This is a genomic window from Komagataeibacter xylinus (genome assembly GCF_009834365.1).
Lineage (GTDB): Bacteria > Pseudomonadota > Alphaproteobacteria > Acetobacterales > Acetobacteraceae > Komagataeibacter > Komagataeibacter xylinus_D.
On record NZ_CP041351.1, the window covers coordinates 1 to 13,030 of the forward strand.

Genomic DNA, 13,030 nt, shown 5'->3' on the forward strand with positions numbered 1-13,030 from the left:
CTACCATTCTGACCGATAACGGCATCCAGTTCGCTGATCAGCCCCGTAACCGCAATACGGCCTGGTCGTGTCCCATGCGCTTTGACATGATCTGCGAAGCTCACGGGATCGAACATCGTCTGACGAAACCCAATCATCCCTGGACGAACGGTCAGGTCGAGCGGATGAACCGGACAATCAAGGAAGCAACCGTCAAACGCTTCCATTACGACAGTCATGAGCAGTTGAGGACACACCTCAACGACTTCATGACAGCCTATAATTTCGGGCGAAGGCTCAAGACCCTCAGTGGCCTTACCCCTTACGAATATGTCTACAAAATATGGACTTCAGAGCCAGAAAGATTCATCATCAATCCAATCCATCAAAACACGGGACTAATACCAATTTGTTTTTGCTATGACCCATGAGCCCAGTCGCGCAATCCGAGGGACATAATGCGCCATGGCTGCTCGGTGAGCTGGTTCCACGCATGGCAGGCGATATCGACGATATCGTCATAGGTTCTGAAGATTCTGTTTGAGAGCCATGTATTGCGCATAAACTGCCAGACGTTTTCCACAGGATTGAGTTCGGGAGAGCGTGGCGGGAGCGGCATGATGGTGATGTTGGGGGGAACCGTCAGTTTCAGACTGGTATGCCATGCTGCCTGATCCAGGATGAGGACGGCGTGACTTTGCGGTGCAACGACCTGGGCGATTTCCTTGAGATGGAAATTCATCGCATGAATGTTGCACACGGGGAGAACAAGAGCAGCCCCTTTTCCCTGAGCGGGGCAGATTGCCCCGAAAATCCAGGCGGATCGGGTCCTTAGGTCGGCTGTCGCCCGGGGGCGGGTTCCCCGCTTCGCCCAGCGCCGTGTCAGCTTCGTTTTCTGGCCGATCCTTGCTTCATCCGCCCACCACAGTTCGATATTTTCTCCGGGGTGACAGGCGCTGATTGCGGCAAGGGCATCAGGAAAATCTTTTTAAAAATGTCCTGGGCATCCGGGTTCTGGGCATAATGCCGGGGGCGTGGCGTCAGCAGACGAAAATTCTCACTGCGGACAATCCTGCTCAACCAGGAAACAGACAGGCTGACCCCGTGCTCTTCATGAAGCCAGGCGCACAGATCACGCAATCGCCAGCGCACCACGCCATGAGCCGAAGGAATGGGACCGTCTTCAATCCGCTGCGCCAGAGCCTCCATGACGGAAGGTGTGATGCGGCGGGCAGCACCCCCACCATGACGATCAATCAGCCCCGCAGGCCCTTGCGCGTTAAAGCGCAAAACCCAGTCCCGAACGATCTGTCGATCCGTTCCCGCAAGACGGGCCGCCTCGCCACGCGTTGCCCCGTCATAAATCGCGGCAAGCGCCAGAAGGCGCCGCGACTGGGCCGCATGTCTGCTTCGTCGCGCCAGACCTCGCATGCTCGCTGCATCATAATCTTCTCGGAGTGCGACCGCCTTGCTCATCAGGGATACCTTCCTTCAATGACGGTATCCTGTGAATCACAATTCAACGCCTATGTGTACCCCCCCCTGAGTCACAGCCAAAACAAATTGGTATAAACACCTAGGCGGCCTTGCCCATTTTACTGGTCTGCCGCTTATCGATCTGCGGGGTGACGTCGCGATTGTCACATCCTACCTCATGATTATTCATCTTGACCATGAAGGTCATCGACGCGAACTGCCAAATCATGGGGCCTCGACGGGATACCGCATTCACCGCGTGGTCGTGAACCGTTGGGAGCTTGAACGGCACAAAGGTCGCTGGATGATTGCCAGGCGCACCCTTCTGCCCGTCGACGGGTCGGCTGAGCAGCAGGAGCTGCTGCGCAGGGGTTTGAATGGGGTGTATCGCAGATCATTGGGATCTGAAGAGAACGAAGACCCGATCGACGGATAGTTGATGGTGTCGCAAAACGCCGCAGGTTGGTCAGTTTCTTACAACGATGGCCGACCAGAGACAGCAACGCCGCCCAAAGCCAGAATAATGGCGGCTATGAAGGCAGAACTTATATTGCCAGGGAGATATTCCAAAAACGATGACAGGAATTGCCCCATAAAAATGGCAACAGACAGGTAGGCAAGTGCTGAGCCGCGTTCGACAGAGTGGGTGCGTTCGATCGTCAGGTGATTGACGAGGGGAACTGTCAGTCCGAAACCGGTCCCGAGCATGATTGCAGCGCCAATCATCGGGACTGCCGTCATCATGGAAGCAAAAAGTGCATGGGCGGCTGCATAGGCCAGAAAGCCCGCCCGCAAAGTGTTTTGCTCCCCGATACGCCGACAGATTTTTGGGAGAAACCACGCTGCTCCTACAGCGACAAGAGAGACGAATGACAGAAAATACCCTGTTTGCGCCTCGGAGAAGTGCATGCCTTCCAGCCGTCTGGGCAAGGAGATGATCGCTGTGAAGAACACGGTCATGGAGAGGAGAGCGGCTATATATATTCGCGCCAGTTTTCCCAGAACAGAACCTCGATCTGCTTCTGTTTGGGGTGACGCAACGGGTTTGACTGGCGGATACGGTACGAACAGTTCGACGAGGACGAGAAAGACCCAACTCATCAGATAGAGCGAAAACGGCCATTGCCATCCCATACTGGCGAGGAGTCCTCCCAGAGACAGGAAGATGACGCCTCCCAGTTCAATGGCCATGCCCTGGAGTGCGATCATCTTGAGCCGCGCGTGTCCCTCAAAAAAATCGGATAAAAGCCCTGTGCCCGAAGCCATCACGATCGCTGTTGCTCCCCGAGCAAAAGCCGGTCAGAAAAGATCAATACTGCGTTGCTCAGCCATATACATGCCAGCCCGAGCGCTCCGTACAGAGCGAGGCCAATACGCAAGGCCTGGCGAGAGCCAAGGCGTGTAATCAGGTGGCCGGCAAAGGGGCCAAAGATCACTACGCCGAGTGAGGGCAAGGTGACCAGCCAGCTTGCTTCCTGGGAGAGACCGAGAGCCGTCGCGATGCCGGGCAGGCCAGGTACGATAACGCAGCCGACCATGATCGTCAGACATGCGACACAGAGCAGAGCAAAGACGCCCCTTCGCTTTAACATGGACATTTCCTGTTTGGGCAATCTAAATACGAGACTAAGGTATCATAATATATACGAGACCGTCGTACCGCAATGACGAAAATGACAACCTCTACTCGCTCTCCGGGGCGCCCGCGCGATAATAAAGTTGGGCCAAGCCTGTTGGCGGCAGCCCGGCAGCTCGTCCTGCAACACGGATATTGCGGTGTCAGCATCCAGATGATTGCGACAGAGGCTGGTGTTGGCAGGCAGACGCTCTATCGCCGATGGCCGAGTAAGGCTGAACTCGTTCTGGCCGCGTTCCTGGAAAGCGCTGGTGATGCGGACGTTCTATCGGACGGCCGCGCCGAGAAGCGGTTGCTGCATTTTCTGGTCAACGTGTTCAGGAACTTGCAGCAGGATGGACCTGCGATCAGGAACCTGATTGCGTCCGCGCAGGACGATCCCGAATTTCTAAAGAGTTTCCGGGCCGGTTTTGTTGAGCCAAGAGCGGAAATCGTCGCCACCATTTTTCGTGACGGCATTGCAAACGGAGAAATCCTGGAAGATGCCGATGTGGAAATGGCGGTCGCCGCGTTTCATGGTGCATTTTGGTATCACCTTCTTCTGGGAGGCAAACTTGATGCTGAATTCGCGCAGCGCCTTACGAGGCTCATTATGAAAAGTATTTCAAAAGAGCCTCGTGAAGAGGAACTATTGAAATAGTTCATTCACCATGTGGACAGCGTCCAGATAAAATTATTTGAATTTATTCATCTATGTTTGACCGTATCGCCTGAATGGGAGCCATCGTGCCGAAGACTCTATCCCGGCGGATGAGCGCGTGGAACAAAGCGGCTGCAATATGAGCGAGGATATCTGCTGAAGTTCTGCGGAAGTCGATCAGACCGTTTGCTGATTCAGTCTCTAGGTGTTTAGTCCCGGGATTTAATGGGTTGGATTGATGATGAATCTTTCTGGCTCTGAAGTCCATATTTTGCAGACGTATTCGTAAGGTGTGAGGCCGTTCAGGGTCTTGAGCCTTCGCCCGAAATTATAGGCTGCCATGAAATCGTTGAGGTGTGTCCTTAACTGCTCGTGGCTGTCGTAATGGAAGCGCTTGACGGTTGCTTCCTTGATCGTCCGGTTCATCCGTTCAACCTGACCGTTCGTCCAGGGATGGTTGGGTTTTGTCAGACGGTGTTCAATCCCGTGGGCTTCGCAGATCATGTCAAAGCGCATGGGACACGACCAGGCCGTATTGCGGTTACGGGGCTGATCAGCGAACTGGATGCCGTTATCGGTCAGAATGGTATGGATCCGATAAGGAATGATGCTCAGGAGATATTCGAGGAATTCCCAGGCTGTCTTCCGATCGGCTTTCCCGACGAGTTGTGTGACAGCGAATTTGCTTGTCAGGTCGATAGCAACGAAGAGGTGCAGCTTGCCCTCAGCAGTCTGGACTTCGGCAATATCGATGTGAAAAAAGCCGATGGGAGTGCGTTTGAAACGCTGTCGTTTGGGCTTGTCTCCCTCGATATCCGGAAGCCGGGAGATCCCGTGACGCTGAAAGCAGCGATGCAGGGCCGAACGTGTCAGATGAGGAATGCTGGCCTGCAGGGCATAAAGGCAATCATCCAGCGGCAGCAACGTATCCGGCGAAAAGCGACTGCCATGGCTTCTTCGGTTTCTGTCAGGCTCGTTGAGCGAGGCTCTTTAGGGCCAGTTTTCTGATCTTCGACAGTCTCACGCTTCCGCCATTTTGCAACTGTTTTCGGGTTGATCCCGAACTCCTTGCTCAACGCCGCGAGCGAAGCCTGCGATCGCTGTATTGCTGCTCATACGGCGTGCGTGGTCGTGGCGCTGCCATGACGTATCTGTCCCATAAGGCTTCCTTCCACTCTCGTGAAAATAATACCCCATCAAAACACGGGACTAAATACCTAGTTGAGCGGGCTTTGGTTCGCCAAGGGAAAGATCGCGCTGTTCTTGACGGTCGGATTGCTAAATAATCATCCAGAACAGGATGGATGCGAGCGGAAGCTGCAGAAGATTCCGCTCGATGACGGCAACAGATACTTTAACCGCTTATCCCAATTAGACTATAGTCATATTGGGACAACCCGGAACCACGGTGTATCAAGGGCTGCATGGTGGTTTTTCCGAGAGGGTTCAAATGGGACAGCGCGCGGTCATCTATTGCCGGGTTTCCACGGCCGATCAGTCCTGCGTGCGGCAGAAGGACGAGCTGAAGCGGTTTGCTGAACGCGCGGGCTATGAAGTGTCAGGCATTTTCATGGAGACAGGTTCTGGCATCCGGGTGGATCGGGCCGAGCGTCGCAAGGTCATGGCACTGGCCCAGGCCCGTGAAATTGACGCCATTCTGGTGACGGAGCTGTCCCGCTGGGGGCGCTCGACCATTGATCTCATCTCCACGCTTCAGGAACTGGAGAGTTATCGTGTTTCCCTGATCGCCATGACGGGGATGATGTTCGACCTGGCGACGCCACATGGGCGGATGCTGGCGACGGTTCTGGCCGGGATTGCGGAGTTTGAGCGGGATTTGATCAGCGAGCGGGTGAAGTCTGGTCTGGCTGCTGCCAGGGCGCGCGGGAAGGTTCTCGGCCGACAGAAAGGAGAGCGGCCGAAGTCTGACCGTCTGGCTCCGAAGGTTCTGGCGCTGGTGGCGGAAAAGCGGAGTTATCGGTGGATCGCCCGTGATCTGGGGATCAGCAAGAACACTGTTGCTGCCATTGTGCAGAGAGAAAGATAGCGTGTCATCATGTTTTTATGTTAACATAAAAACATGATGACATTTTATAGGTGCTATCAGGGGAGCGGTGAGAGGATGTTCGAAAACGTACGGTAAGCGATACCGTATGTAAGACGTTGATTTCGATACGGGTTACGTGACCGAAATTCAGCTATTTTCGGGGCATCTCGACGCAGTCACATAAACGCTCGTATAAGTGACAACTATGATTGGATATGCCCGGGTCTCGAAGGCCGACGGGTCGCAGGTACTGGATCTGCAACATGACGCTCTGGCAAAAGCCGGGGTCAGGCCCGAGCATATCTATGAAGATACCGCATCTGGACGGCGCGATGATCGCCCTGGTCTGAGGGCATGCCTCAAAGCCTTACGATCTGGCGATACCCTTGTGATTTGGAAGCTGGACCGCCTCGGACGTGATCTGCGTCATCTCGTTAACCTGGTCGGGGACCTGACCAAACGCTGTGTCGGGTTGAAGGTGCTGGCGGGCGAAGGAGCCTCGATCGATACCACCACAGCAAATGGTCGCTTGATCTTCGCAATCTTTGCCGGACTGGCGGAGTTCGAGCGGGAATTGATCGTTGAACGGAAACGCGCAGGTCTGGCTTCTGCACGTGCCCGAGGACGACAGGGTGGCCGTCCCTTCAAGATGACCTTAGCCAAACTTCATCTGGCTCAGGCCGCCATGAGTGATCCTGAAACCCAGGTTGGAGATCTGTGTTCTGAACTGGGGATCAGCCGCCAGACGTTGTATCGACATGTCACTCCCGAGGGTAAAATCAGGCCGGATGGGGAAAAACTTCTGGCGCAGAAAACACGAAAAATCTCTCAAAACTGAGATTTATGGCTTATCTCTGGTCTGCGTAACGTGAGGATCAATCGACACCAGCAGAAACGGTTGGTGACTGCGGGCTTGCCCCTGATGGAACTGCGGAAGACGATCCAGTTGTGCGATAGGCAACCAGAGACGACCGTCCGGAGCAAGACAAGGTGCATCCGCCCAATGCAGACGTGGGTCCGAGATCAGTCTCGTGATCTTCCCGGAAAAGTCTCTCCGATAAACGCCATTATCCCTCAGGTTGGTGAAATAAAGATTTCCTGCGGTATCCATGGCGCTGCCCCCGATGGGAGGTAAATCAGACCAAGGCTGAACAGCAGCAGACAAATCGGTTGACGACACATTAGAATCATCAAGCAAAGCTGTCGGGACGCGGGACCACGGCCCTTCAAGCGGCCCGAAATACAGCCATTTCCCGTCTGGACTGACTTCCAGCGGATCGACATTCACCAGTAACGGCTGATGAGGATGACTCTCCACGACGTGTCCATCCATGACAATCGGTCGATCTGTCCGTGCGCGTGTGGAAGCGTCCTTGTCCAGGACGCGGCGTGCCTGGCCGGTTTTGATATCAAGAACAATCAGCGCCGCCTTGCCCGCATCCGTTAGATAGGCATGCGTCCCGTTGAAACGGATATCGTCGATATAGCTTCCTGCCTGCGCGATCTCTGGACCCAGAGGATATATCCGCAGCACATGACCTGTTGCCGGATCAATGCGGACCAGTTTGGCTCCGGCAGATACGGGGCTGCCTCCAAAAGAGGGAGTTCCAGTATCAACAACCCAGAGCATTCCATCAGGAGCAACATGGAGGGCATTGACGCTGACAAACCGATGCGTCGCATCCTGCCCGGGTTTCCAGCCATTCCAGTCAGCGTCCGGAAACGGCTCTATTTCTTTGCTCTTCGTCAGAAGACCCACGGCAGGCCCGGAAAATCCGGTCCAGCGAGGGCCTGCGACAAACACATGACCACCAGCAAGCGCCACGGCGTTCCAGTCCATTGACTTAGTGGTCGCTTCGATCCTGATGGTCTGGGCATGCACAGGTTCGAGGTGCGCGCACGCAGCAACGAGCCCCATGAAAGCGGCGATTGCGCTTTTGTGCAGAGTTCTCTTTGAACAATCCTGCCGTCGTATCTGTTTCATGAACTCCATGATGTCAGATTCTCGCAATAAAACCGGACGGCGTGCCGGCGGCAGGATCGACGAATACCACGTCGTCCGGTGCACGACGCGGTGTATCAATGGCGAGAAAAACGACAGGATGGCTCAGAATGCGGGGCACGGCATGCACAGCCCGACGGGGGAACACCAGAAGATGGCCGGGTGCAAACGGGGCTTCGTCAGCCGGATCATCTATCCAGAATGTGCCTGTCCCGGAGAGGACATGGAGTACTTCATCGCACTGGGTATGATAATGCGGCGGCACATCCCGATAAATCCGGAAGACCCGTATACTGGCTTCAGGCTTGTCGGTCAGGTAGGTGTCCAGCAGCATTGTGTCCGCCGTTTCCGGGAACGCTGCGGCAATTTCATTGAGGTTGAACCGTCCACCCGTCTGGTTGAGGGTCATCAGATGTTCTTCGTCATTCATAACACCTGTCCTCCACTTTCAAGAAGTTTCTGTATGGCGGCAGTATCGGCGACCTGATGCAGTGCCGTGATCTCTCCGTTTTCCACGGTCCAGAGATGCGCAAAGGCAATATCACCTGACTGCCCACGCGTTGTTCGCACGCGGTAGACACCTGTCGTCGCGACACTCTTTCCTTCGGCGGTGACGCTGTGTGGAAGTGTCACGTAATCCGAAAAATGTTTCATGATCCTGGTGAAAAACTGCTCTTCCACAGCTTTTCGTCCCACATACTGCCCACCTTCAGGGAAGGTCGGAAGAACACTCCAGACAATTCCCGCAGAAAGGAGTGTCGTATCACCGGTCCTGTACCAGGTTTCCACGAGCGTTTTAGCTGTTTCAGTCATGATCTTCTCCGTTCAGGCCCAGTGTGCAGGCAGGAAAACCTTCAAGCACGATCTTACCTTTAGCTTGACCGCTCTCGATCAGGGCGTGAGCCTCTCGCAGATTGGCGGCGGTGATCGCGCCAAGATTTTTGCCGAGGGTCGTACGGAGACGACCTTCGTCTATAAGGCGCGACACGTCGTTCAGGAGTTTCCCTTGTGCGCTGATATCTGCCGTTCCGAACAGTGAGCGGGTGAACATCAGTTCCCAGTGCAGGGACAGGCTTTTGCGCTTGAGGGGTACAGCATTGAGTTCAGCCGGATCATCAATCAGGCCGAAATGTCCCTGAGGGGCAAGGAGTTCGACGATCTCTGCCAGGTGGCGATCCGTCTGCGTCGTCGAAAAGACAAAACCGGGAGCCCCCGTAGGAAGGCCAGCAACCTGTTCCGCCAGAGGCTTACTGTGATCGATCACGTAATCTGCCCCGAGAGATGTGACCCAGTCCTGCGTTTCGGGGCGCGAAGCCGTAGCAATGACCGTGATATTAGTCAGAACCTTGGCCAGTTGGATTGCTATTGAACTGACTCCACCTGCGCCTCCAATGATCAATATGGACGGCGTCGTTCCCGGGACAGACCGACGAATGTCCAGGCGATCGAAAAGCATTTCCCAGGCCGTGATTGCGGTCAGTGGTAAGGCTGCGGCTTCGGCCCAGTTCAGAGAGCGGGGTTTGTGACCGACAATCCGTTCATCGACCAGATGAAACTCGGCGTTGGTCCCCGGGCGATTGATCGCGCCCGCATAAAAGACCTCATCGCCGACAGAGAAACCCGTCACGTCCGGTCCGGTTCCAACAACAATGCCTGCGGCATCCCAGCCCAGAACGCGCCACTGACCCGCCTCCGGTGTTGCGCTGCTGCGGACTTTCGTATCAACCGGATTGACCGACACCGCCCTGATTTCCACCAGAATATCCCGACCCGTGGGGACAGGTTTTGGAAGATCAATGTCCTGAAGAGAGGCCGGATTTTCGATGGGAAGCGGCGTCTGATAACCGATGGCCCGCATGATATCTGCTCCTGTGTTGAGTCAGGAGAAGCGTGAGCGCTATGATGCTTTCAGACAAGAACGCACTTTTAACGCCCATAGTATCGGAAATGATACCGTTATGCCCCGCATCCGCCATAAGTCCCTTGATTGCAGCCCCGGCTGCGCTGTTGAAGCAACGCTTCAGCTCATCGACGGGAAATGGAAAGGGGTGATCCTCTATCATCTGCTTCAAGGGACATTACGTTTCAACGCCATCCGCAAACGTCTGCCCAACATCACCCAGAGAATGCTGACGACCCAGCTTCGCGAGCTGGAGCGTGACGGGTTCGTGTTACGGACGGTTTATCCCGAAGTCCCGCCAAAGGTGGAATACAGCCTGACCCCACGCGGACTGACACTCGAACCTGTCATTCTGGCTCTCAAGGCCTGGGGCGACGAGCACACGACGTTCGGGCATGTTCCTGATATCTGCGCAGATATGAAAGGTTCTCCAACAAACTCTTAGCGTACGTTTTCGAACAACCTCTCACCGCTCCCCTATCAGCACCGGTCTGAGGCATACAAAATGTTTGGTTCGATTAAATAGTCGGTTTTTTGAGGAAGACATTGAGTTATCAAAATAACATGGTAATGGGTTAATGTGTTAACACGGAAACATGGTGGCATGAAAACAATCGCGATCATTAGTCAGAAGGGAGGCGCTGGGAAGACGACGCTTGCCCTACACTTGGCTACTAGTGCCAGTGCCGCTGGATACGTTTCTCTGATCCTCGATACCGATCCGCAGGCGACTGCAAGTTCATGGAAAGCGTGGCGGGGGGATGTCGAGCCTGATGTGGTGGATTGTGCGGCTCATGCCCTGTTATCAAAAAAGCTGGAGCAAGCGTCCGAACTGGGTGCAGAACTATCGATAATAGATACCCCTCCACATGCCGATATTATGGCGCGTGAGGCGTGTCGTGTCGCTGATTTCTTGTTAATTCCATGCAGACCACGTGCTTTCGATATGGACGCTGTCAGAACAACGGCAGAACTTGTGCGAGCCAGTGGTAAGCCTGCCTTCGTAATCTTTACTGCGGGCCCTCCTCGTGCGCCCCAAGTTTATAAGGAGGCGGCTGAGGTCGTGGCGCAGTTTGGTATCCCTGTTGCTCCTGTTGTTTTGCCAGAGCGTGCAGTTTTTCATCATAGCGTTGGTTCCGGTCGTACTGCGCAGGAAACGGAGCCTGAAAGCAAGGCTGCTGCTGATATAGCACTGTTGTGGAATTGGGTGTGTGATCAAGTTAACATGCCATCACACAAACAAGATGACACAAAAACGCGTTAGCACTTTTCTAAGTTAAGGATATACGGCATGAGTCGGTTTGCTGGTCTCAAAAAGACAGTCGCGCCATCGGTTGTGGAACCGGCTGCGCAAACGGTGGTAGAGAAAGGCCGCCCACGTAATCCGAGAGAAGGTAAGCGGGCGGTGGTGGGGTATTTTTCTCCAGCAGTTAGCAAGGGGCTACACCAACTTGCGCTTGATACCGATACAACTATTCAGGGTTTGATTGGGGAGGCCATTGATGACTTGATGCGTAAGCACGGTCGTCATCCTTTTGGAGAGCGCTGACTATCTATGTAGATAGATTATGCCTGCGTATTTGTACAATCAGGGTTGACCACGCTTAGCAAACCACGTCTCGCAGAATTTGATGAAATGCCGCTCAGGGTTCTTCGGAGCGATCTCGTTATCACCCAGCCACATGCGCCATTCTCTTTCGAGATGATGCACATCCCACCCTGGCGCGATGTTTCGAGCGTCCCCGTAAATATCAGGATCAAGCGCACCCATCCAAGCCTCGGTTGCTGGCTCGGCAGCTTTCATTGTGCCGCGATTGATGAATGTTACCATGTCTTTCTGAGGATCGAATTCGACACGGTAATCCGGTAGATGATCGCTTGCAGCGAGGTTTTTTATCATCTGTCGGAACAATTTTTCTGGGCTTTGAGAGCCTGATTTTTTCAGTAGGATCTCAAGAGAGGCTTTCCATGCCACTTGTTGACCGCAATGTTTGCGGGCTAGTTCGTAAACGCGTCGTTCCAGCGGTTTGCGTAGCCGGAAATAATCACGATGCAGTGTCAGAACATCATTACTCTTAATTGCATTAAAGACCCAATCCGACAGCTTGATCTCGCAATGCAACAGGCGACCGTCGAGGCCAAGTTTGCGGCGGATGGATGAAGCGTCGATCAGGCCAAAACCGTCTACCTGTTCTTCGTCGCCTGTGACAATGTTAGTGCGGATACGTGTGCCTTCAAGGCGGTCGAGGGCTTCGATAAGGGCTTTGTAGTCCTTACCTGCCGTACCGCGATTGGTGAAAATGAGTAAGTCACGGCTGCTAATCCGTACCCGTTGCGATACTTTTTCCCCGGCCTTTAGTTTCGCCATAATCTGCGAAATACAGTAGATCAGAATATCTTTATCGTAGATTGTAGCAAGGCCCTTCACGCTTGGCGTGATTTCCAGCCATTGCCCGTTATGTTCATAGCGACGAACGGAAGTCTCGGGTTTTTTCGATAAGGAATAGAACGGATGCTCCATTTGCGGCATCACGTCCTTAAGCACGGCATCTGCCACGTCGCAGATGAATAAGTCATGCTGCGGATGACGCTCCGGCAGGAGGGCCTCATGGACAACAGGCAGATTCGGGGTTTCAGATACCATATCTCAAGTTCGGGGTTTTACATACTTGCGTCAAGTGATTCGGGGTTTTAAATACCGAATACCGAGATTCGGGGTTTTAAATACCGAGATTCGGGGTTTTAAATACCAAGATTCGGGGTTTTAAATACCAAACTGGGAAAAAACTGAGAAATTCCCATTTTATATCAATGTGTTAAATGGATACTAAAATCGCTTAACACAGAATCTAACACCTATTTAACACCTTCTTTGCCCATCTTATCTGTGGATAACTTTTTATTCCCTAAAATTTGCAACCAAATTGAACTCAAACACCGCCTCTTGGGGGCTCCGCCCCCACCGGCTCGCGGCCTACGGCCGCCCCGATCGTGCATAGCACGATCTCCCACCCGGCATCCCCCAGCTCGCCCTTTCAGGGCTGCGCTAAACGGACACGCCTACGGCGCGAAATCATAATCTGACGATGCATTCCACATCATCTCTCCATCAGCACCTACCTTTCCCACGTCGGCGCCTTCGGCGCTCCCGCTCCACGCTCGCCCGACACCTGGAACACCAGAAGAACCGGGCAAGACCGCAATCTGCTCAAGGCACACCCGCGTTCAGGCGATCTTTCGGCCGCTCACGTGTCGCAACATACCCTCCAGACGGCACAGGATGGCCGTACAGGCGTTATCATGCGTTGTGACTGGTTGGTGTCCCGTAATAGGAATTGCGCCTTGTACGC

General features: G+C 54.1%; 15 protein-coding genes and 2 pseudogenes. 8 read left to right on the forward strand and 9 right to left on the reverse strand.

All coding sequences use genetic code 11. The features are described 5' to 3' along the window. Window positions 1–101: 101 nt before the first annotated feature. Window positions 102–410, forward strand: a pseudogene (locus tag FMA36_RS18880) (integrase core domain-containing protein); the annotation flags it as partial. On the opposite strand, the gene FMA36_RS18885 reads toward FMA36_RS18880, so the two are convergent. Further along, window positions 398–1,455, reverse strand: a protein-coding gene (locus tag FMA36_RS18885) for an IS630 family transposase (protein ID WP_148299137.1) whose coding sequence is annotated in 2 segments (ribosomal slippage) — window positions 398–963 and window positions 963–1,455 — 1,059 coding nt in all. Because the reading frame shifts where the segments join, the coding sequence is not laid out codon by codon here. The pseudogene FMA36_RS18880 and the gene FMA36_RS18885 overlap by 13 nt on opposite strands. 142 nt (window positions 1,456–1,597) lie before the next feature. On the opposite strand from FMA36_RS18885, the gene FMA36_RS18890 reads away from it, so the two are divergent. Beyond that, window positions 1,598–1,891, forward strand: a complete 294-nt coding sequence (locus FMA36_RS18890) for a nuclear transport factor 2 family protein (RefSeq protein WP_475704535.1) — start codon at window positions 1,598–1,600, stop codon at window positions 1,889–1,891. Between the two features lie 38 nt (window positions 1,892–1,929). On the opposite strand, the gene FMA36_RS18895 is transcribed toward FMA36_RS18890, so the two are convergent. Then, window positions 1,930–2,721: an MFS transporter gene (locus FMA36_RS18895; RefSeq protein ID WP_276612622.1), complete on the reverse strand. Its 792-nt coding sequence runs from the start codon at window positions 2,719–2,721 to the stop codon at window positions 1,930–1,932. After that, entirely contained in the window at window positions 2,721–3,047 is a 327-nt protein-coding gene (locus FMA36_RS19830) for an MFS transporter (RefSeq protein WP_276612621.1), read from the reverse strand. The genes FMA36_RS18895 and FMA36_RS19830 overlap by 1 nt, the downstream gene beginning before the upstream one ends. 81 nt (window positions 3,048–3,128) lie before the next feature. Between FMA36_RS19830 and FMA36_RS18900 the strand changes: the two genes are divergently transcribed. Then, window positions 3,129–3,731 (forward strand): TetR/AcrR family transcriptional regulator, encoded by a 603-nt coding sequence (locus FMA36_RS18900; RefSeq protein WP_159264462.1) that lies wholly within the window; start codon window positions 3,129–3,131, stop codon window positions 3,729–3,731. A 222-nt stretch (window positions 3,732–3,953) separates the two neighbouring features. On the opposite strand, the pseudogene FMA36_RS18910 reads toward FMA36_RS18900, so the two are convergent. Next, window positions 3,954–4,837, reverse strand: a pseudogene (locus FMA36_RS18910) (IS481 family transposase). 344 nt (window positions 4,838–5,181) lie between these two features. On the opposite strand from FMA36_RS18910, the gene FMA36_RS18915 reads away from it, so the two are divergent. Then, complete coding sequence (locus FMA36_RS18915) at window positions 5,182–5,778, forward strand: recombinase family protein (protein WP_159264464.1); 597 nt, start codon at window positions 5,182–5,184, stop codon at window positions 5,776–5,778. Window positions 5,779–5,974: 196 nt separating this feature from the next. Then, the gene (locus FMA36_RS18920) at window positions 5,975–6,616 is read left to right on the forward strand and encodes a recombinase family protein (RefSeq protein ID WP_159264466.1); all 642 of its coding nucleotides are present in this window, start codon (window positions 5,975–5,977) and stop codon (window positions 6,614–6,616) included. A gap of 3 nt (window positions 6,617–6,619) precedes the next feature. On the opposite strand, the gene FMA36_RS18925 is transcribed toward FMA36_RS18920, so the two are convergent. Genes FMA36_RS18925 through FMA36_RS18940 form a run of 4 tightly spaced genes read right to left on the reverse strand, consistent with a single transcriptional unit; the run spans window position 6,620 to window position 9,638 of the window. Beyond that, on the reverse strand, window positions 6,620–7,771 hold the full coding sequence (locus tag FMA36_RS18925; RefSeq protein ID WP_159264467.1) for an L-dopachrome tautomerase-related protein: 1,152 nt from the start codon (window positions 7,769–7,771) through the stop codon (window positions 6,620–6,622). Window positions 7,772–7,775: 4 nt separating this feature from the next. Continuing rightward, window positions 7,776–8,210 carry a cupin domain-containing protein gene (locus FMA36_RS18930; RefSeq protein ID WP_159264470.1) on the reverse strand — a complete coding sequence of 145 codons (435 nt, stop codon included), beginning with the start codon at window positions 8,208–8,210 and terminating at the stop codon, window positions 7,776–7,778. Further along, window positions 8,207–8,593 (reverse strand): nuclear transport factor 2 family protein, encoded by a 387-nt coding sequence (locus FMA36_RS18935; RefSeq protein WP_159264472.1) that lies wholly within the window; start codon window positions 8,591–8,593, stop codon window positions 8,207–8,209. Before FMA36_RS18935 ends, FMA36_RS18930 begins: the two co-directional genes overlap by 4 nt. Then, window positions 8,586–9,638 (reverse strand): zinc-binding alcohol dehydrogenase family protein, encoded by a 1,053-nt coding sequence (locus tag FMA36_RS18940; protein ID WP_159264474.1) that lies wholly within the window; start codon window positions 9,636–9,638, stop codon window positions 8,586–8,588. Before FMA36_RS18940 ends, FMA36_RS18935 begins: the two co-directional genes overlap by 8 nt. 100 nt (window positions 9,639–9,738) lie before the next feature. Between FMA36_RS18940 and FMA36_RS18945 the strand changes: the two genes are divergently transcribed. From FMA36_RS18945 to FMA36_RS18955, 3 genes are all read left to right on the forward strand, one after another. After that, window positions 9,739–10,125 carry a winged helix-turn-helix transcriptional regulator gene (locus tag FMA36_RS18945; protein WP_206065376.1) on the forward strand — a complete coding sequence of 129 codons (387 nt, stop codon included), beginning with the start codon at window positions 9,739–9,741 and terminating at the stop codon, window positions 10,123–10,125. A gap of 159 nt (window positions 10,126–10,284) precedes the next feature. Further along, window positions 10,285–10,944, forward strand: coding sequence for a ParA family partition ATPase (gene parA, locus FMA36_RS18950; RefSeq protein WP_039891769.1), 660 nt, complete (start codon window positions 10,285–10,287; stop codon window positions 10,942–10,944). Window positions 10,945–10,971: 27 nt separating this feature from the next. Beyond that, on the forward strand, window positions 10,972–11,229 hold the full coding sequence (locus tag FMA36_RS18955) for a ribbon-helix-helix domain-containing protein (RefSeq protein WP_006116379.1): 258 nt from the start codon (window positions 10,972–10,974) through the stop codon (window positions 11,227–11,229). Window positions 11,230–11,268: 39 nt separating this feature from the next. Here FMA36_RS18955 and FMA36_RS18960 read toward each other — a convergent pair whose 3' ends face one another. Continuing rightward, entirely contained in the window at window positions 11,269–12,324 is a 1,056-nt protein-coding gene (locus FMA36_RS18960; RefSeq protein ID WP_006116378.1) for a replication initiator protein A, read from the reverse strand. Between the last annotated feature and the right edge of the window lie 706 nt (window positions 12,325–13,030).